Here is an 18,566-nt window from a genome sequence, read left to right on the forward strand (position 1 = left end):
GTGGTGCCCGTGGCGCCTGATTCCCGAAATCCGGCGCACAGCCAGGTATTTCCGGCCGAGGCGACGGCCGCCGACGTACTGCTCATCGAAGACGATTCCGCCGACGCGCTGCTCGTCGAGGCTCTGGTCGAGGACGGACCCGCGGGCATCCGCCTGCACTGGGTGTCCTCGCTGGCGGAGGCCGCCCACCGGCTGCGCGAGCGCCGGCCGGACTGCGTCCTGCTGGACCTGAACCTCTCCGACGCGCACGGCATGGAGGCGCTGGCCCGGGTCCGCGCCGCCACCGACGCGGCGATCGTGGTGCTCACCGGCCTGGACGAGACGCTGGCCGGAGCGGACGCCATGGCCGCGGGCGCCCAGGACTATCTGGTCAAGGGCCAGGTCACCCCGGATCTGCTGGGCCGCGCCGTGCGCTACGCCATCCAGCGCAAACAAGCCGAGCGCACCAGTGCGGCGCTGCAGGCCAGTCAATTGCGGGCCGCGGAGAACGCGCGCCTGGAACGCGGGCTGCTGCCCACGCCGCTGCTGCGGCCGGACAGCCCGGTCGAGGTGGTCCCCCGCTATCTGCCCGGCCGCGCCCATGCCCTGCTCGGCGGCGATTTCTACGATGTGGTGGAGGCCGCGGACGGGCTGGTGCACGCCGTGGTCGGCGATGTGTCGGGGCACGGACCGGATGCCGCGGCCATCGGGGTGGCGCTGCGATTGGCCTGGCGCACACTGATTCTCGGCGGCGTCACCGGCGCCCGGCAGTTGCGGATCATGGAACAGGTGCTGCTCGCGGAGCGCTCCGACCGCAGCACCTTCGCGACCGCGACCGTGATCACGCTCGCGCCGGACGAGCGCAGCGCCCGGCTGTGGCGGGCCGGACATCCCGGCGTCCTGCTGCGCCGCGGCGCGCACTGGGATTGGGCGGAGGTCGCGGGCGGACCCGCTCTCGGTTTCCGGCCGGGACGCGCGCACTGGCCCGACACCACCGTCGCACTGCCCGGCGATGCCGCGCTGGCGGTGTTCACCGACGGGCTGTTCGAAGGCCGGGCCGGCGCGAACGGCGATCGGCTCGGCGAGGACGGCCTGCTGGCGCTGGCGCGCGCCCTCGGCGCCGATCACCCGCATCGCTTCGTCGATCAACTCATCCACCGGGTCGAGGAACTGGCCGCCGGCTCGGGCGGGCTGGACGACGACCTGGCCATTCTGTACCTGCATTGGAAGGCGGAATCGTGAGCGCGGCAACGCGAACGGCGGCACATGCGCTCACCGGGCTGACCACGCGCGCGTGGTTCCGGGTGATCCTGGGCTCCATTTCCCTGTTGATGGTCGTCGGCGCGTTCGTCGGCGCCCAGGTCATCGCCACCACCGCCGCCGCGACCGACCGGCTGATCGGGCAATCACTCCCGGCGCAGCGCGCGGCGCTGGAACTCCAGACCGCCCTACGGGATCAGGAGACCGGTATCCGCGGCTTCGCCCTCACCGGCGACCGGCGGTTCCTGCAGCCCTACGAGACCGGCCTGGCCGCCGAGCAGGAATCCCTACGGCAACTCCGAAAGGTGCTGGGAGACGGCAATACCCGGTCCTCCGGCGATGCCGACGCGATCGAACGGGCCGCCGCGCAATGGCGCGCCGCCGCCGCCGAACCGCTGCTCGCCATCCCGAATCCCACCCGGGCTCAGGGTGATTCGGTCACCGACGCCGGCAAGCTGCGCTTCGACGAGCTGCGCGCGCTGTTCACCACCCAGAACGAGCATCTGACCGACGCGGTCCGGTCCGACACCGACCATCTCCATCACGCCCGCGCCGTCCGCGACAGCGTGCTCATCGGCTTCCTGATCGCGTTCCTGGCCACCGCGGCCGTGCTCATGGTCGTGGTGCGCCGGCTCGTCGACCGGCCGCTGCGCGACCTCACCGATTCCTCGCGGCGGGTGGCGGCGGGCGATTTCGGCCATCCCATCCAGGTGCGCGGTCCGGCCGACGTCCGGGCGGTCGCGGCGGCGGTGGAGGACATGCGCCGCCATATCGTCGCCGAACTGGACGCCTCGCGCGAGCAGGGGACGCTGCTGCACGAGCAGAAGCTGATCCTCGACGCCCAGACCGTCGAATTGCGGCGCTCCAACGCCGAACTCGAACAGTTCGCCTATGTGGCCTCCCACGATCTGCAGGAGCCGCTGCGCAAGATCGCCTCGTTCTGCCAGCTGCTGGAGAAGCGCTATTCCGGGCAATTGGACGATCGGGCCACCCAGTACATCGCCTACGCGGTGGACGGCGCCAAACGCATGCAGGTGCTGATCAACGATCTGCTCACCTTCTCGCGGGTGGGCCGCATGGGGGACGGCAGCGAGCCGGTGGAGCTCGGGCACACGCTGGATCGGGCGCTGGCCAATCTGTCCGGCGCCATCGAGGACAGCGGGGCCGTCGTCACCCGGCCGCCCGAGCTGCCGCGGCTGGTCGGGCAGCCGGTGCTGCTGACCATGGTGTGGCAGAACCTGATCGGCAATGCCGTCAAATTCCGCGCGCCCGGCCGCACCCCGGAAATCGTGATCGAATGCGAGCCCGCCGCGAACGGCTGGCGATTGGCGGTGCGTGACAATGGAATCGGCATCGAACCCGAATTCGCCGAGAAAGTGTTCGTCATCTTCCAGCGCCTGCACAATCGCACCGAATACGACGGCACCGGAATCGGTTTGGCCCTGACGAAGAAGATCGTCGAACAGCACGGCGGGGAAATCCGGATCGACACCGAATTCAGCGGCGGCACCCGGGTCGAATTCACCCTGATCGGCATACCCGCGACCGACCATGCGGCCGCCGGCCGCGACGACGAAGGAGTTCAGCCATGACGGAATCGGGCCGGCCGGTCGACATCCTCCTGATCGAGGACGATCCCGCGGACGAATTGATGACCCGGGAAGCGTTCGAGGACAACAAGATAGGCAATACCCTGCATGTCTGCCACGACGGCCAGGAAGCGCTGGACTTCCTCTACCGGCAGGGCGTCTACGCCGACGCCTGCCGGCCCGATCTCATCCTGCTGGACCTGAACCTGCCCAAATACGACGGGCGCGAGGTGCTGGCCCGGATCAAGGCCGATCCGGACCTGGCGGCGATCCCGGTGGTGGTGCTCACCACGTCCGCCGCCGAGGAGGACATCCTGCGCAGCTATCAGCTGCACGCCAACGCCTACGTCACCAAACCCGTCGAACTGGATCAGTTCGTGCAGGCCATCAAACAGATCGACGAGTTCTTCGTGCAGATCGTGCGGCTACCCTCGAATCCCTGAGGCTCACGCCGGTTCCGCGGCCAGCGCCGCGTCGGTGGAATCGAACAGATCCAGCGCCTGGTCCAGGCCGGTCACCTCGATCGGCCGGCGCGCCTGCCGCGAAGCCACCACGCGCAACCGCCGCGGCTCCGCCTGCTCCACCGCGGCCAGCAGCATGCTCAGGCCCACCGAGCCCATGAAGTGCACCCCGGACAGGTCGACGATCGTCTCCGCCTGCTCCGCCGCCGCCGCGTCGAGCGCGGTCCGCAGCAGGTCCGCGGAATTGATATCGATCTCGCCCACCGCGGTCACCACCACCGCATCGCCGATCCGGCCCTGCGAAACGGTCAGTAGACGCGAGCTCTCGCTGTCGGTCACGCTCACTCCCTCCACGAAGTCACCGCGAAACGGTACCGAACGCGCCCGCGCACCGTGCGCGGACACGACAGCCGGGCGGCCGGCCCGGCGCTCACCGGCGGCCACCGCGACGCCCGCACCGGCTGAACCGGACCGTCAACGGATAGCCGTCGGATCCGGCGTCGTAGCCCGCGTGGTCGATCTCGATCGCATCGGTGAGGCTGCTCAGCAGATGCCTGCCGAAGTCGTTGAGCTCGAAGGCATCCCGCAACGTCACCACCGACATCGTGACATCCGCGCGGTCCGGGCCGTAGCCGAATTCACAGTCGATGCGCCGGTCCGGCGTCGTCGACAGGATCATGGCGGTGATCACCTCGTCCAGCGCGACCCGCACATCGGTCACCACGTCGATACCGAAATCGGCGGTCAGCAGCACGGTTTCGGCGATGGACCGCAACAGCGGCAACTGCCGGACGTCCGCGGGGATCCACACCCCGACCCGATCGGCGTCGCGCCGCGGCGCCGCCCCGCTGCCGGTCATCTCCCGCCCCCTCGCCCGCAGCGGCCGCACGCCCGGCGTCCGGCCGTCGGCGACCACGGTATCGTCGCGCGTTCCCCGCATCCTGCCACCTCGCTTCCCGCCCCGGTAAATGATCGTCACGCCGCGTACACCCGCTCGTCCTCCAGCGCTCGCTCGCGGATATCGGCCAGCAGCCGGGCGAGCAGACGGGACACGTGCATCTGGGAGACGCCGAGCGCCCGGGCGATCTCGGACTGGGTCTTGTTCTCCCCGTACCGCATCACCAGCAGGCTGCGTTCACGTTCGCTCAGCGACGCCAGCAGCGGACCGGCGGTGACGCTGTCCTCGATCAGCGCGTAACCCGGATCCTCGGCGGCGATGCGATCCAGCGGCGAGAGGGTGCCCTCGCCCTCCCCGCCCGAAGCCGCCGGCGCGTCGATGGAGTCGGTGGTGTAGCAGTTCCCGGCGATGATCGCCTGGGTGACCTCGAACAGATCCACCTCCAGGTGCGCGGCCAGTTCGCGCGCGGTCGGCTGATGTCCGAGCCGCTGGGCCAGCTCCGGAATCACCGAGGTCAGCCGCTGCTGGATCTCCTTGATGCGCCGCGGCACCCGCACCGCCCAGGTGCTGTCCCGGAAGTACCGTTTGACCTCGCCCGTGATCGTCGGGATCGCGTAGGACAGGAAGCTGGCGCCATTGTCCGGGTCGAAACGGTCGACGGACAGCACCACGCCGACCGCCGCGATCTGCGCCAGGTCGTCGACCTCGACGCCGCGGCCGGCATAGCGGCGCGCGATGTGCTCGCCGAGCGGCAGGCAGCGGCGGATGATCTCCTCCCGCAGCCGGGCGTGCTCCTCACCGTCGCGTGGCAGGGCGGCCAGCTGCCGCAGCCACGGCTCGATGTTGTCGTACGAGTCACCGGCGCCTGCGCCGTCGACCGTCTGTCCCGATCGATCCGCGTCACCTGACATTGCGCTACCTCACTGTGGGTTCCGGGGGTTCCGTTGCCGTAATGGCCTCGTACCCGCACCGGCACGTCCGAAACACCTTCGGCGCGATCGGTTTCGATCTTCGATGCCGGGGCATTGCCGGACCGACGTGAGGAGGAGGGCGGAAGCGATGAACACATGCGATGTCTCGACGTAGGGGAGAGCGCAGGTCATGATCGATTGATGGCCGTCCCCCCGTCTGCGCCCGAGGTGCCTCGCCCATGACCGCTGCGACCGCTCCTTTCCGGCATCCCGCGCTGTTCTATCGCGATGCGGACGAGTACCTGGCGGGCACCGTGGAGTTCATCACGACGGGCCTGCGCCGGGGCGAACCGGTGGCCGTGGCCGTGCCGACCTGGAACCTGGAACTGCTGCGCGATGCGCTCGGGACCCAGGCCGGCGCGGTGCGCTTGCTGGACATGACCGTCGAGGGCCGCAATCCCGGCCGGATCATTCCCGGGGTGCTGCGCGCCTTCGCCGACCGGCATCGCACGCGGCGGGTGCGCATCATCGGCGAGCCCATCTGGGCGGGGCGGTCGGCACTGGAGTATCCGGCGTGCGCGCAGCACGAGGCGCTGATCAACGCGGCCTTCGCCGGGCGCGAGGCGACGATCCTGTGCCCGTACGACCTCACCCATCTGCCCCCGCACATGATCGCGGACGCGTACGCGACCCATCCGGTGCTCATCGACCGGGGCGCCGAGACCCGCAGCGCCGCCTATGATCCCGAACACGTCGTCGCCGCCTACAACCGGCCGCTGCCCGAACCGCCCGCCGGGGCGCTGCGCCTGGAATTCGATGCGGCCGACCTGGCCCGGGTCCGGCACGCCGCGGTCGAATTCGCCGGGCGCAGCGGCATGGGCGAGCCCCGCGTGGACGATCTGGAACTGATCGTCGGCGAAGCCACCGCCAATTCGGTGGTGCACGGGGGCGGCGGCAGCGGGACGCTGGCGTTGTGGACCGAGGAGGGCCGCCTGTGCTGCCGGATCAGCGACGCCGGGCACATCACCGATCCGCTCGCGGGCCGGCTGCCCGCGCCCGCCCGGACCGCCGGCGGCCGCGGACTGCTGCTGATCAACCAGCTCGCCGATCTGGTGCGGATACACACCGGGCCGAGCGGCACCACACTGCTGGTGCAGCTGGCGCTCGATTGATTCCGCGCGGCGCCGGCGGCTTTTCCAAGTGCGTCTTTACGAATTCTCTACGGGTGCATGGCGATAACCTGTGACAGACGGTACATAAGGAAACCGGAAATCACAGTCGAAGTTTCCCGAATTGTGTTCTACGTTCGGGTTCTGCACCGAGTTCAATGTCGATCGGTCGCATTCATGCCAACAATTCCGAATGCTCCGGAGGACTCGGTATGTCCAGCAATTCGAATTCGGTTACCACCGTGGCTGTTTCACCACGGCTCGGCGTCGGCGCGCTGCGCGGCCTGCCGCGCGAGGTCACCCGGCCCCCGTTCACCCCCGGCATTCTGGAGACCGGCATCGTGCACCTGGGCTGCGGGGCCTTCCACCGCGCCCATCAGGCGCTGATCACCCAGCATGCCATGACCGCCACCGGCGACCGGCGGTGGGGCATCGCCTCGGTCGCCATGTCCCGGCCCGATGTGGTCGGGGCCCTGCGCGCGCAGGAGAACCTGTACACCACCGTGCTGCGCGATGAGGGCGCAGTGCGGGCGGAAGTGGTGGGCGCGATCACCGCGGCGGTGCACGCGCCCTCGGATCGGATCGGCGTGGTGCGCCGGGTCGCCGATCCGCGGGTGCGCATCGTCACGCTGACCGTCACCACCGGCGGGTATTGCCTCGCACCCGCCACCGGGCGACTGGATTCGGGCAGCGATCCGGTGCGGCACGATCTGCGCTGCGCGGCCAAGCCGTGCACGGCGATCGGCATGCTGGTGGGCGGGCTGGCGGCGGTGCGCCGGCGCGGCGGGCGGCCGCCGGTGGTGATCAGCTGCGACAACCTGACCGCCAACGGGCGTCAATTGCGCAGTGCCGTCCTGGATTTCGCCGCGCTGCGGGACGATCGGCTGGCGGACTGGATCGGGCGCAATGTGCAATTCCCGTGCAGTGTGGTCGATCGGATCGTGGCCTCGGGGGTGGACACGACGCCCGGCGCCCGGCTCGGCGTGGACGACCGGGCGCAGGTCTCCGCCGAACCGTTCATGACCTGGACCATCGAGAACTTCGACGGCGAACGCCCGCGCTGGGACCTCGCCGGGGCGGAATACGTCACCGACGTCACCGCCCACGAACTGGCGAAACTGCGCCTGCTCAACGGAACTCACATGCTGCTGGCCTACCTGGGCGCGCTCGCCGGCCACCCCACCATCGCCGAAGCGGCGGCCGATCCCGGCCTCAGCGCCCTCGCCCGCCAATTCATGCTCCACGAACAAGGCCCCACCCTCGCCCTGTCCGAACTCCAATTGCACCGCACCGTAACCGATCTGCTGCGCCGCTTCCGTAACCCCGCCATCCGCCACGAGATGACCCGGGTCGGCCGCAACGGCTCGGACAAGATGCATCCCCGCGTCACCGCCGCCATGCGCGAGAACCTCGCGAAGGGCCGCCCCACCCCCGCCGCCGCACTCCTGATCGCGGCCTGGATCCGCTGGTTCGACCTGCACGGAACCCCCGGCGGCGCAATCGAACTCATCGATTCCCGGGCCGCCGAACTGGCCCCGCTGGCCGCCATCCCCGACCCGCACCGCCGCGCCCGCGCCTTCCTGGCCCGCACCGACATCTTCGGGACCCTGCCGCACCTCAACCGCGCCCAGCGCGAAGTAGGCGACGCCCTCGCCGAACTCATCCACGACGATATCGCCGCCGTGATCGCCAGACGCCTGCGACCGGACCTCGGGAAAGTAGCGTGACCCTGGCTATGAGCACCGAATCCCCTTTCGAAAAGCCCATCCGCGCAGTCGTTTTCGACATGGACGGCCTACTCCTCGACTCCGAGCGCCTGGCCGTCGAGTCCCTGACACTGTCCGGCGCCCAACTCGGCTACCAACTCTCCGAACGTTTCTGCCACAGCCTCATCGGCATGCCCGCCGACACCTGCCGGGCCCTCACCGCCACCGCCTTCGGCCCCGACTTCCCCCTCGACGACTTCTTCCACACCCACGAAACCACCATCGCCCGCCTGGTCGACGAAGGCCGGCTCACCACCAAACCCGGCGTCCCCGAACTCCTGGACGAACTCGACCACCGCGCCATCCCCCGCGCCATCGCCACCTCCTCCGCCCGCGCCCGCACCCGCCACCACCTCCACGCCACCGGCCTCGCCCACCGCTTCGACGCCATCATCACCCGCCAAGACGTGATCCACGGCAAACCCCACCCCGAGCCCTACCTGACCGCCACCGCAGCCCTCGCCACCGCCCCGGAACACACACTGGCCTGCGAGGATTCCCCCAACGGCCTACGCGCCGCCCACGCCGCGGGCCTGCGCTGCCTACTCATCCCCGACCTGATCCCGGCCACCACCGAGACCACCGGCCTCGCCCACCGCGTCTATCCCGACCTGCTGCACGCCATCGACTACCTGGCCGCCGTCAACGACCGTGTGCATCACCCGCCTGTGCTGTGGTGAGTCATCACCGGCCCGGGTGACCGGGCAACCACTACCGCGTCACCGCCCCGCTGTTTCGCCCGGTACATCGCATCGTCTGCGACGCAGATGATTTCGCGCAGCGGACACCGCTCGCCGCCCGTCTCCGCCGCTGTCAGCCCTTCCGCGACCGCGAGCCCGATGCTCGCCGTCACGGTGACCGCACCGATCGGCTCGGCGATCGCCCGGCGCAGCCGCTGCGCGGTGTCGAAGGCCGCCTCGACCGGCATCCGGACCACCATCGCGAATTCCTCACCGCCGAAACGGGACACCACGCTTCCGGCCGGCGCACCCGCACGCAGCCGATCGGCCGTCCGCATCAATACCTCGTCACCGAACGAATGCCCGTACGTGTCATTGACGGCCTTGAACCGATCGAGATCCACCATCAACACACAGACCGGCACGGGCGTGGCCCGCGCGAACACGTCCGCCGCGTAATAGTCGAGCCCCCGGCGGCTCAGCAGGTTCGTCAACGGATCCGACAGCATCGCCCCCCGCAGCGCGCCGTACCCGAAATGCAACCCCGGCGGCACCACCACCGCCGCGCCCATCCCCAAAATCATGATCACCGCCGACCGCACGTCCCCGCCCCCGAACAGCGGCACCGCCAGCACCACCGCCGACCCGAGCGCCCACAATGTATGCACCGCAAGCACTTTCGGCGTATGAAACGCACTGACATAAACCCCCACCACCAACAGCAGCATCATCCCCACCGACCGCACCGCATACCCCGGGCTCAGTACGCAAACCGCCGTAATACACACATCCGCCACCCCCGCCAGCACCAACGACTCCCGCTCCCCCGGCCACGGCAGCACCCACCACCGCACCGCCCAAACCACCCCCACCGCCACCAGCCCCCACAACGCGATCCGCCCACCCACCCCATGCGGCAATTCCGGTGAAAACACCGTCAACACCGCAATAACCGGCGCCACGAGCCCACACAACCCGATCGCGTTCTTCACCACCCCCAACGCCGACCGCGCCGCGATCGCACCCACCACCCACCGATAGTCCACATCCTCGAACCACCAGTCCCGCAGCATCCGCAGATCAACCCGCATGCACCACCCCTGGGCACCGAAGGAACCTACCTACCGCCTGACCACGCCGTTCACCCCGCCCGGCGCGCTAACGAAGTCTATTCCGGCCGCAATACCGTCCCCACCCGATCTGTGCGACACATCACATACTTTGCGAGCTCCGGGACTCCACTGAAATCCGGAAACACCGGACATTCGCGGCATTCCACACCCCACCTCCTGGGACAGAAGTGGAGTAGTGCGCTACGCACGACGCCCAGCCGATTCGCGCGCACCGTGACGAGATAGTCAACTCTCCCGGAAGGATCGGCCATGACCGAACACACCGCCCGCATCGTGGTGAAGCTGCGTGCGGACGCCCCGCCACCCGCGCGGGGGTCACGACTCAACGACCTGCGGCTCGAGAACTACTTCGATCCGCGTGTGCTGGCGCCGCTCCCGCCCGGGCACGGTGGTCCCGAACGTCCACTGGATCGCTACCGCCGCATCGAAGTGCGCGACCGCGACACCGCCTTGGCACTGGCCGAGGAACTCGCCGCCGACCCGGCCGTCGAGACCGCCTATGTCGAGGGCGGCCCGACACCGCCGCCCGTGCATCCCGCCGACGATCCGCGCAACGCCGCGCAGCATTACCTGGATGCCGCACCGGCCGGAATCGACGCGCGTTGGGCATGGCAGCAATCCATCACCGGTGCGGGTGTGGCCTGTGTCGATCTGGAACAGGGGTGGACGCTGAACCATGAGGATCTCGTGGCCGCGAACATTTCCCTGCTGTCCGGCGTCAACACCGCCTACCACGGGCACGGAACGGCGGTGCTGGGCGAGCTCGGCGCGGTGGACAACACCGTCGGCGGCGTCGGAATCGCCCCGCACGCAACGTTTTCGGTGGTTTCGCAGTATCGAGCCGGGGGTGCCTACAGCACCGCCGAGGCCATTGTGAGCGTCTCCAATGTGCTGGTGCCCGGCAGCGTACTGCTCCTGGAAGCCCAGACCGTCTACTCCACCAGTGGCAGCAGTTACGTCCCGGTAGAGGTGGAAGAGGCTGTGTTCGACGCGATTCGGGCCGCGTGCGACAAGGGCCTGGTTGTCGTGGAGGCGGCCGGTAACGGCTCCTACGATCTGGACACCTTCACCGACACCAAGGGCAAGACCGTATTGAAGCGCGGCAGCGCCGATTTCAAGGATTCCGGCGCGATCATGGTCGGCGCCGCGAGTTCCGCTGTGCCGCACCGGCGTTTGGGGTTCTCCAACTTTGGCAGCCGCGTCGACTGCTTCGGCTGGGGTGAGCACATCGATACGACGGGCGACGGCTGGATGAGCCGGCGCACCGACGACTACACTACCGACTTCGGCGGCACCTCGGGCGCGTCACCCATCGTGGCGGGCGCGGCCGTACTCATCCAGTCCTCGACCAATATTCGAGCCGACTCCGAATACATGCGCGCCCTCCTGACCACCTGGGGCACCGCCAGCGCCGACCCCGCGACAGACCGCATCGGAGTCATGCCCGACGTACGCCGCACCATCCAGGGCCTGCACAACCACCTACTCCGCCCCGAAATCCATGCGGCCCTCGAGTTCATCCTCTTCGGCATCATCAATGACGCCCCCGGCGTAGTCCTCGGCCCCGACGGCCCCCGCCCGGTAGACCCCGGCTGGGGCGCCCGATGGATCACCGTGAACGCCCACCTCCGCAGACAGATCCTCACCGACCTCGCACAGCAATTGGAGGCATTACCGCAACTGCACAGATAGTTTGCCAAGCCATCGAGCCCCAGCCAATCCCTTCCACTGGCCGAAACCTGCTCCGGTCGAATAGATTTCGTATCCATAGACCACACAACCAAGGGCGGTTGGACAACGGATGTCGATCTCGGCGCGCCAACTTCACGCAATAGTGCAGAGCCTCCCTGCGCGACAGCCGATCACCGATGCCTTCGAACAGAATGGGGCCGCATCGAGATGGCCGAGTCAACGCGACCATCTCCTGGGATGGCTAGCCGAGTACAACAGCCCCGGCTACTACGGCCGTAAGACTCCCGGTCGGGATGCCCGTTTCTTCTACAACCACTTCAAGTGCGCACCCGGGTTGCTGTGGCTGGCGGAAGCACTGGGCGAAGAACCGATTCGCCTGCGGGAAGCCGTAGCCCGTGTCGAAGCAGCCGGAGGAAATCTCGCCAGCCAATGCGGCGCGCTCCGCACCGCCATACCTTGGGCACGAATCGAGGAGCTACTGGCCGCACAACCGATCGGTGCCCGTCGGGGGGGTCCACTCAACCGGACTACCCAGGCGTTGGCACGTCTTACGCCAGGGCGCCTTCGACGAACAATTTAGCTACCGTCGCTGCCCGAGTTCTGCCCCACGAATCGGCCCGTGGGGCAGAGAAAACCGGCAGGCACCTGTCGGTACCTGCCGGTTGAAGGGTGGGCGCAGAGGGGATCGAACCCCCGACCGCTGGTGTGTAAAACCAGTACAGCAGGATCACGCATTTCACAGCTCCGACCTGCACGTCTCGTTCACAACATACGAGCAGGACAAGGCCACTCACGGTAGTTCGCATAGGACACAGGTAGACTCTAGAACTCTTGTCTGGACACCTGTCTGCAACATGTTTTGCTACATTCCGGCGCGCTGCTGCTACACGCCTACAACTGCGCCCGCCAGCCAACAGAGCATCTAGACCTCCTGGAAGGGCATCTGGCACACGCCACAGACGATCGGACCGGCCGCCAATGTGCCGGCCGAAGCGCGGATCTTCCGACCGCAATCGCACTCAACGGTCATGCCGTTGTTGTTGGACTTACGTCCGCCACGCCGGTTCGGCTCACGCCGCCGGTAGGCCACCAACGCGAACGCAAGCTCATCCAGCTCATGGCGGTATGCCTGCCGCGTCTGCTCCGGCACGGTGGTGACCGACCAGCCGAGCTTAGGATCATGGGCGAGAGTGAGTCCCAGTTCAGCTCCGAGAGCGTGAAATCGTTCATTGTGCCAACGACCTTGGCGGCTCGTGTCCTTGATCCCGCGCACCGCCGCGGCACCGTGCGCAGCCTCATGCAACAGCGTGCCGAGTACGTCGGCGGCACCACGCTGGAGCCCTTCCCCGCCAACGAACAATTCGTGTAGCTCGTACTCTCCACGCACCCAACGGTTCGCAGCGAAGTGCCCGAGCGTGAGTTCATTACTCCCTATCGACCCCGCGCCCACAGTAAGCACCACGTCAGGCACGTCCGGGTGGCGGGATCGGATAGCGGTCCAGGTGTTTTCCAACGCGGTGACAAGTAGGCCGGTGATGGTGTCGGAGTCGGTCATGATTTCCAGTTCCTTCCGAAGAGCCTTGACACGTACGTGTCAACCTGCGGCCCAGCGGCTTTGACACGTACGTGTCAACGGAAAGTGGATGCCCGCGAGAGCGTGGATTCCCTGGGCGCGCGCCGCGCTCTCGCCGGGGCAGGCCCGCGGCCTGCCCTCAACGCCTGCCCGCCGTGTCGCAGAGGCTCCCGGCCTAGGACGAATTTCCGATCACCCGACCGCCGCAAATCACAGATCCGCCAGCCGGAAAATCGTCCTAGGGCGCGGAGGAGCGGCACGGCTAGCATGCGGCGCACGCCCAGGGAATTCACCAGCCACACAAGACTTCCGAGCAGACTCGGCACCGGGCTGGCAAACGCAACTATTCCCGCCGGACTCGACCACCTCGACGCAACTACACCCGCCGGGCGTCACCACCGCGCCAGCGCTCCGGACCTCACCGCCCTTGCGGCCGTCACGTACGTACCCCACGTCACCGAACGCCACCACCTACTCACAGCAACGCTCATTACCCAACTCAACCAACTACTTCTTACTCAACTCTCCCCCAACACAATCCACTCTGTTTCCCAACTGCTCCCCTCGACCAGATCACCATATGCACACACATTTCTTACTGAACCACCCATTGATGTGTGTATATGGTGATCTGGTCGAGGGGAGCACACATCACCGCAGGTCGCTCTGCGTGTCTGGGGGTGTGAAACTAGTGCCAAACAAGGCGACCCATCTGACCACGTTTGACACACCTTTTTCCGCGATGTGACTCGTACAGCACCGGTTTCGCAGTCGGTGTGACGAGTTTCGCCCGCCTTCGACACGGGTTCCGCTGCGCCGGATTTTCATGATCGACAGCAGATTCCGGGGTGTAGCCCCATCAGCAGGCTCCGGAACAGGGCCGGTCCCGGGTGCCCGCCACGTCCACGGTGGGGTGGGGGCGCGCGATTGTAACGGCGTCGCCCCTCCGCGCCCGAGGACGAATTTCCCGTCGCGGTCGGTGCTCATCGGGCGGTCCGGGGACCGGGAAATTCCTCCTCGGCCGGGAGCCTCTGCGACGCCGAGACGGTCAGGGTGCCGGGCAGGCGGGGCCTGCCCGTCTTGGTCACGCGCCCCCGCCCCACCGCTCCGCAAACATCCTGTATTGCCGAATGGCGGGCGTTTGTTCTGCCGCAATTTCGGGCTTGCACTCGGTACCTAGGTACAGGTTTACCGTGGTTTCATGACGATCAACACTGGCTCCACGGACTGGGTACCGGACTCGTGCACGCTACCGACCGCCGCTCAGCCGATCAGGGTCGCCGAATTCGACGAGTACTTCACCCACGCCGCGCGGACCACCCACCGCCTCGCCCCGGCACGATTGCAAGTGGTCCTCGACCCAGCAACCGAGGCGTCGGCGCGGGACTTGGCCGGGCGTGAGAGCAGCTGCTGCTCGTTCTTCACCTTCGACTTCTCCACCAGCACCGAGGGTTTGATGATGGACGTCGAGGTCCCACCGGCCTATGTGGATGTGCTCGACGCTTTCGCCGCCCGCATAGAGACCGCGATCGGAGCGCGGCAGTGACCTCGTTGCGCACCAGCGAGCTCGCCGCGGCGGCCGGGGTGAACACCCAAACCCTGCGGTACTACGAACGCCGGGGCCTGCTCGCCGAACCAGAACGCACCCTCGGCGGGCACCGGCTGTACCCGCAAGATTCAGTGACGGTGCTGCGAGTGATCAAGGCCGCCCAGCGGCTCGGGTTCACCCTCGACGAGGTCGCCGACCTACTCGAAGGGACCCGAGTCGGCGCGCGACGGCGAGCGGACGCGGGCTTACGCGCGCGGGTGACGGCCAAGCTGACCGAGGTCGACGCCAAACTCGCCGAACTGGCCGCTGTTCGTGGCACCCTGGTCGCCGCGCTCGCTGCAGGATGTGAAGACCTGCTCGCGTGCAGCGAATCCCCCACCTGCCCTGTCCCTTTCGACACCACCACATCACCGTGTGAGGCAGGTCGTTGTGGCTGCTGAACAGACAAGCGCACGCCGCTGGTGGGCGTCGGTCGGGGTCGGAGCGGGACTGTGCGTGGGCTGCTGCCTGGCCCCGCTGCTCATCGCGGCCGGAATCCTTGGCAGCGGCACCTTGCTGGTGAGCCTGTCGTGGCTCGAACCACTCGGGGTCGCCCTCCTCGGACTCGGCACGGCCGGGCTGCTGTGGTCCCGCTGGCGGGCACGCCGACACGGCTGCACCGGCGGTGAGACGGGCAGCCAGTCGTGCGCGGACACCGGTTGCGGGTGTGCGAGCGTGCCGGTCGGTGCACCCGGATCCGGCATTTAGGATCTGCGGCTATGACCGTTCTGCGCTCGATTCTGTTGTTCGTCCTGGCCGCTGTCGCAGAAATCGGTGGGGCTTGGCTGGTGTGGCAAGGCGTGCGCGAACACAAAGGCTGGGCATGGATCGGGGCCGGTGTCATCGCTTTGGGCCTCTACGGGTTCGTCGCCACCCTGCAACCTGACGCCAACTTCGGGCGCATCCTGGCCGCCTACGGCGGGGTGTTCGTTGCCGGGTCACTGTTGTGGGGCATGGCCCTGGACGGCTTCAAACCCGACCGCTGGGACATCACCGGTGCCGCGATCTGCCTGGTTGGTGTCGCGATCATTATGTACGCGCCACGTGGTGCCTGAGCTTCTCACCGATACCGCCCAGAACGCACTCAACTGCCGCTTATCGCTCGGGCCGAACTACCCAGCACGGCACGAGTGTCCTGCGAGCTGGACTTCGAGGTCTGATACAAAGAGGGCGGAGCCCGTGCCTGGTGAAGACAGGCACGGACTCCGCTTTCTCAGTATTCAGTTGTGCCCGGTAGATCAGTTGAACAAGGTCAGCTGATGCTGGTGGGCTCTCCGATCACAGTCGTCCCGGTAGATCTTGGCCAGTCGTTTCACCGTTGCCTGCGACATGTCGTAGTCGACGGCTATCCGAGACCAGTTGTCTCCGTGGTCGTACCGTTCCTGGAACTCCCGACCCAACCGCAACTCGGTGCGTGGGCTGAGCGGCTTCTTGGCCTTCGCCATGATCGACCCCCACGTCAGCAACAATCGTCGTTGTTGTCGTAGGCGTCGGCCCGCTGGCATTCGCCACCGTCGACGTCACAGCCTGCGTCCTCGCAGTCCAGACACAACGGCCAGCCGTTGACCGCCAACCCGATCGAGATGTCGAAGCAATCCCGACACACGCACGGGTAGTAACCCGATCCGCTACTCATGACCGGCCTCTTTCCCGCGGGCAGCGTCGTCGCCATCCCACGGTTCGTAGTGACCGCAGTAGCAGCAGTACATGAGTTGGGTGATCGGCCAGTCCTTCGACGGGGCCGGCACCAGACTCATGCGCTCGTCGCAGCATTCGAGATCGACCTTCATGCCGACACCTCCGGGCTGGTTTCCCAGTGCCAATCCTCGGGCGGGAACCCGCCGTCGGTCAGCCAGCGGTCCAGTCCCTCAACGACTTCGGTGAGGGCATAGAGGACCCGAGCGGCGTCGTTGCCGTCGAGCTGGGGGCGGAGCCGGTCGGCGTCGTAGACGAGATCGCGGATACGGTCCAGAGCCTTGTCCGGGTCCATCACCGTCTCCTTGCCGCGACCTGTGGCGGGCACAGATCGTGCTGCTTCTGGAGCGCACCCAAATCCCATTGCAGGCACTGCACCTGATCGAGCAGGTCCTTGCAGTGGTCCTTGAGTCCGTCGCGTTCCTTGATCAGCTCGGCCACCCACACGCCCTGGGCTTTGAGGTCGGCAACAGCCGGTTCGTCCTCTTCGACCGCGGTACCGGCCTGGATGGCGTCGGTGACCGCTTCGATGAGTTCCCCTGCCCGCGTGCGCGGGAGTTCAGCCGTTACCGACCGGTACTGCCCGCCGAGCGAGTAGAGGAACGTGAACCGGAACTTCGCGCCCGGTTCCATCGTGATCAGCAATCGTCCAAGCCGTTCGGCACGGCCGATCATCTGGCTGGTGTTCATCACGCGACCTCCTCGGCAGCGGCCCGCACGGCCCAGGCCGGGACAGCCCTGTGGTCATCCTCGGGGTACGTGCGGTGCCACCACCGATACGACCCGTTTTCAGCCGCCACGATCGTGTCGTCGCAGACCGCGCACACCATCGCGACCGCAGGTTCGTGGTCGTTGATCGAGTACGGTTCGTGGGTCCACCAGTACTCACTGCCGTTGTGCAGCAGACCGATTCGGCCGTTGCACGTCTGGCAGAAGGTGGGCTCGCCCGGCAGTGTCAGCACGGTGCCGTCCACGTTGACGGTGACCGCGTCGTCGACGTCGTTGTCAGTGACACTGCTACCAGTGGTGCTGAGGAACCTGGTAATCGCCGAGTTCAGGTTGTTCCGCAGGATGCGAGCCTCATCGACGTTGAGGTCGGCAAGCACTCCTTCCCACTCGGGACGCACATGCCAGCGGATCTCGATGTCACCGCGGCTGTCCTCGGCGGGCAGCAACTCGACCGTCGCATCGGGCATGTTGTGCCACACCAAACGCACCGAGCCGCTTCCGCCGCGTCCATACTCGCCGTTGGAAGCCGCTTTCGCTTCCGTGTGCAGGTACGCCATGATCAGATTCCTTCCTTTTTGTGGTGAATGGCGTTGTGGCGCAGGAGGTTGCGCATCAGCACTCCCCCGCCTGCGGCCACGGGCGCCCGAACTCCGGCAGCCGATCGGTGAGCGGATCGGGCAACCAATCCGGTCGCGGGTCCTCGCCGTCATCGAATTCGGCGAACCTGTCCAGCGCATCGTTGAGCGCATCCGCCAGGGCGGAGGCTTCACCGAGACTCAGGAAAGCCTGGATACCGGTCTCGGCATCGGGCTGCCAGGTCAAGGCGATGGACGGATCGGTGATGCTCAGTTGCACCACCATGTGGGTGATCAACTCGTGCCAATGCACGTTCACCTTGTCGCCGTCACCATTGGGGTGATCGAACCGGCTGATGACGCATGCCATGATCACGCCACCTCGTCCTCGGACGGCTGGAAACCGGCGTAGGGGTCATCATTGGCCCCCGCACCGCCGCCGGCCTTCGGAGTCGGCCGCCCACTGCCGCGCGCTTTGGACCGGACTGGTTTGGCCACCGCATATTTCAGGGATGTCCCCACCTCGTCGGCCACCAGTTCCACGACGGTGCGTTTGACGCCTTCACGGTCCTGGTAGTCGCGTTGCTGTAGCTTGCCGACCACGATCACCCGATCCCCCTTGGACAGGGAATTGGCGACGTGCTCGCCCGCTTCGCGCCACTGGGTGCAGCGCATGAACAACGCGGGCCCGTCCTTCCACTGCTTGGTCTTCGAATCGAACACTCGCGGGGTGGAAGCGACCGTGAAGTTGACCACCGCGTCACCGTCGTTGTTGAGGTAACGGATGACGGGGTCGGCGGTCAGGTTGCCGATGATGGTGAGAGAAGTCTCTCCGGACATGTCATACTCCTGAAAGTTGTTGAAATAG

24 protein-coding genes are annotated in these 18,566 nt (G+C 67.2%); 11 read left to right on the forward strand and 13 right to left on the reverse strand.

Translation table 11 applies throughout. The features are described from left to right. The first annotated feature begins 9 nt into the window (after positions 1-9). The 3 genes from LTV02_RS17840 to LTV02_RS17850 are packed head-to-tail and all read left to right on the forward strand — an operon-like array spanning position 10 to position 3,271. Positions 10-1,221: a PP2C family protein-serine/threonine phosphatase gene (locus LTV02_RS17840; RefSeq protein WP_233041056.1), complete on the forward strand. Its 1,212-nt coding sequence runs from the start codon at positions 10-12 to the stop codon at positions 1,219-1,221. Then, positions 1,218-2,831 (forward strand): sensor histidine kinase, encoded by a 1,614-nt coding sequence (locus LTV02_RS17845; RefSeq protein ID WP_332909586.1) that lies wholly within the window; start codon positions 1,218-1,220, stop codon positions 2,829-2,831. Before LTV02_RS17840 ends, LTV02_RS17845 begins: the two co-directional genes overlap by 4 nt. Continuing rightward, a complete protein-coding gene (locus LTV02_RS17850; RefSeq protein ID WP_233041057.1) occupies positions 2,828-3,271 on the forward strand; it encodes a response regulator in 444 nt (147 codons plus the stop codon). Before LTV02_RS17845 ends, LTV02_RS17850 begins: the two co-directional genes overlap by 4 nt. 3 nt (positions 3,272-3,274) lie before the next feature. On the opposite strand, the gene LTV02_RS17855 is transcribed toward LTV02_RS17850, so the two are convergent. The 3 genes from LTV02_RS17855 to LTV02_RS17865 all read right to left on the reverse strand — a co-directional run bounded on the left by LTV02_RS17855 (position 3,275) and on the right by LTV02_RS17865 (position 5,098). Beyond that, on the reverse strand, positions 3,275-3,628 hold the full coding sequence (locus tag LTV02_RS17855; protein WP_233041058.1) for an STAS domain-containing protein: 354 nt from the start codon (positions 3,626-3,628) through the stop codon (positions 3,275-3,277). Between the two features lie 91 nt (positions 3,629-3,719). Beyond that, positions 3,720-4,229 (reverse strand): ATP-binding protein, encoded by a 510-nt coding sequence (locus tag LTV02_RS17860; protein ID WP_233041059.1) that lies wholly within the window; start codon positions 4,227-4,229, stop codon positions 3,720-3,722. Between the two features lie 35 nt (positions 4,230-4,264). Beyond that, on the reverse strand, positions 4,265-5,098 hold the full coding sequence (locus tag LTV02_RS17865; RefSeq protein WP_233041060.1) for a SigB/SigF/SigG family RNA polymerase sigma factor: 834 nt from the start codon (positions 5,096-5,098) through the stop codon (positions 4,265-4,267). 239 nt (positions 5,099-5,337) lie between these two features. Between LTV02_RS17865 and LTV02_RS17870 the strand changes: the two genes are divergently transcribed. The 3 genes from LTV02_RS17870 to LTV02_RS17880 all read left to right on the forward strand — a co-directional run bounded on the left by LTV02_RS17870 (position 5,338) and on the right by LTV02_RS17880 (position 8,713). Continuing rightward, positions 5,338-6,270: a sensor histidine kinase gene (locus LTV02_RS17870; RefSeq protein WP_233041061.1), complete on the forward strand. Its 933-nt coding sequence runs from the start codon at positions 5,338-5,340 to the stop codon at positions 6,268-6,270. Between the two features lie 209 nt (positions 6,271-6,479). Further along, on the forward strand, positions 6,480-7,994 hold the full coding sequence (locus LTV02_RS17875; protein WP_233041062.1) for a mannitol dehydrogenase family protein: 1,515 nt from the start codon (positions 6,480-6,482) through the stop codon (positions 7,992-7,994). Between the two features lie 8 nt (positions 7,995-8,002). Beyond that, positions 8,003-8,713, forward strand: a complete 711-nt coding sequence (locus LTV02_RS17880) for an HAD family hydrolase (RefSeq protein WP_233041063.1) — start codon at positions 8,003-8,005, stop codon at positions 8,711-8,713. Here LTV02_RS17880 and LTV02_RS17885 read toward each other — a convergent pair. Beyond that, positions 8,692-9,786 carry a GGDEF domain-containing protein gene (locus LTV02_RS17885; RefSeq protein WP_233041064.1) on the reverse strand — a complete coding sequence of 365 codons (1,095 nt, stop codon included), beginning with the start codon at positions 9,784-9,786 and terminating at the stop codon, positions 8,692-8,694. The two genes, LTV02_RS17880 and LTV02_RS17885, sit on opposite strands and share 22 nt — an antisense overlap. Positions 9,787-10,095: 309 nt before the next feature. Between LTV02_RS17885 and LTV02_RS17890 the strand changes: the two genes are divergently transcribed. Further along, positions 10,096-11,538, forward strand: coding sequence for a S8 family peptidase (locus LTV02_RS17890; RefSeq protein WP_233041065.1), 1,443 nt, complete (start codon positions 10,096-10,098; stop codon positions 11,536-11,538). A 922-nt stretch (positions 11,539-12,460) separates the two neighbouring features. Here the strand turns inward: LTV02_RS17890 and LTV02_RS17895 are convergent. Next, the gene (locus tag LTV02_RS17895) at positions 12,461-13,093 is read right to left on the reverse strand and encodes a hypothetical protein (protein ID WP_233041066.1); all 633 of its coding nucleotides are present in this window, start codon (positions 13,091-13,093) and stop codon (positions 12,461-12,463) included. Between the two features lie 1,219 nt (positions 13,094-14,312). On the opposite strand from LTV02_RS17895, the gene LTV02_RS17900 reads away from it, so the two are divergent. The 4 genes from LTV02_RS17900 to LTV02_RS17915 are packed head-to-tail and all read left to right on the forward strand — an operon-like array spanning position 14,313 to position 15,754. Continuing rightward, positions 14,313-14,657, forward strand: coding sequence for a hypothetical protein (locus tag LTV02_RS17900; RefSeq protein WP_233041067.1), 345 nt, complete (start codon positions 14,313-14,315; stop codon positions 14,655-14,657). After that, positions 14,654-15,100: a MerR family transcriptional regulator gene (locus LTV02_RS17905; RefSeq protein WP_233041068.1), complete on the forward strand. Its 447-nt coding sequence runs from the start codon at positions 14,654-14,656 to the stop codon at positions 15,098-15,100. The genes LTV02_RS17900 and LTV02_RS17905 overlap by 4 nt, the downstream gene beginning before the upstream one ends. Next, positions 15,090-15,407 carry a hypothetical protein gene (locus LTV02_RS17910; protein WP_233041069.1) on the forward strand — a complete coding sequence of 106 codons (318 nt, stop codon included), beginning with the start codon at positions 15,090-15,092 and terminating at the stop codon, positions 15,405-15,407. Before LTV02_RS17905 ends, LTV02_RS17910 begins: the two co-directional genes overlap by 11 nt. 11 nt (positions 15,408-15,418) lie before the next feature. After that, complete coding sequence (locus tag LTV02_RS17915) at positions 15,419-15,754, forward strand: YnfA family protein (RefSeq protein ID WP_233041070.1); 336 nt, start codon at positions 15,419-15,421, stop codon at positions 15,752-15,754. A gap of 183 nt (positions 15,755-15,937) precedes the next feature. On the opposite strand, the gene LTV02_RS17920 is transcribed toward LTV02_RS17915, so the two are convergent. From LTV02_RS17920 to ssb, 8 genes are read right to left on the reverse strand one after another with little or no spacing between them, the layout of a single operon-like run. Further along, positions 15,938-16,144, reverse strand: a complete 207-nt coding sequence (locus LTV02_RS17920; protein ID WP_233041071.1) for a hypothetical protein — start codon at positions 16,142-16,144, stop codon at positions 15,938-15,940. 14 nt (positions 16,145-16,158) lie between these two features. After that, entirely contained in the window at positions 16,159-16,335 is a 177-nt protein-coding gene (locus LTV02_RS17925; RefSeq protein WP_233041072.1) for a hypothetical protein, read from the reverse strand. After that, positions 16,328-16,489 (reverse strand): hypothetical protein, encoded by a 162-nt coding sequence (locus LTV02_RS17930; protein WP_233041073.1) that lies wholly within the window; start codon positions 16,487-16,489, stop codon positions 16,328-16,330. Before LTV02_RS17930 ends, LTV02_RS17925 begins: the two co-directional genes overlap by 8 nt. Further along, positions 16,486-16,689 carry a hypothetical protein gene (locus LTV02_RS17935; protein WP_233041074.1) on the reverse strand — a complete coding sequence of 68 codons (204 nt, stop codon included), beginning with the start codon at positions 16,687-16,689 and terminating at the stop codon, positions 16,486-16,488. Before LTV02_RS17935 ends, LTV02_RS17930 begins: the two co-directional genes overlap by 4 nt. Next, positions 16,689-17,087 (reverse strand): hypothetical protein, encoded by a 399-nt coding sequence (locus LTV02_RS17940; RefSeq protein ID WP_233041075.1) that lies wholly within the window; start codon positions 17,085-17,087, stop codon positions 16,689-16,691. Before LTV02_RS17940 ends, LTV02_RS17935 begins: the two co-directional genes overlap by 1 nt. Further along, a complete protein-coding gene (locus tag LTV02_RS17945) occupies positions 17,084-17,680 on the reverse strand; it encodes a hypothetical protein (protein WP_233041076.1) in 597 nt (198 codons plus the stop codon). The genes LTV02_RS17940 and LTV02_RS17945 overlap by 4 nt, the downstream gene beginning before the upstream one ends. Before the next feature lie 55 nt (positions 17,681-17,735). Then, positions 17,736-18,068, reverse strand: coding sequence for a hypothetical protein (locus LTV02_RS17950; RefSeq protein WP_233041077.1), 333 nt, complete (start codon positions 18,066-18,068; stop codon positions 17,736-17,738). Positions 18,069-18,070: 2 nt separating this feature from the next. After that, entirely contained in the window at positions 18,071-18,538 is a 468-nt protein-coding gene (gene ssb / locus LTV02_RS17955; protein ID WP_233041078.1) for a single-stranded DNA-binding protein, read from the reverse strand. Positions 18,539-18,566 lie beyond the last annotated feature (28 nt).

This window comes from Nocardia yamanashiensis (genome assembly GCF_021183565.1).
GTDB lineage: Bacteria > Actinomycetota > Actinomycetes > Mycobacteriales > Mycobacteriaceae > Nocardia > Nocardia yamanashiensis.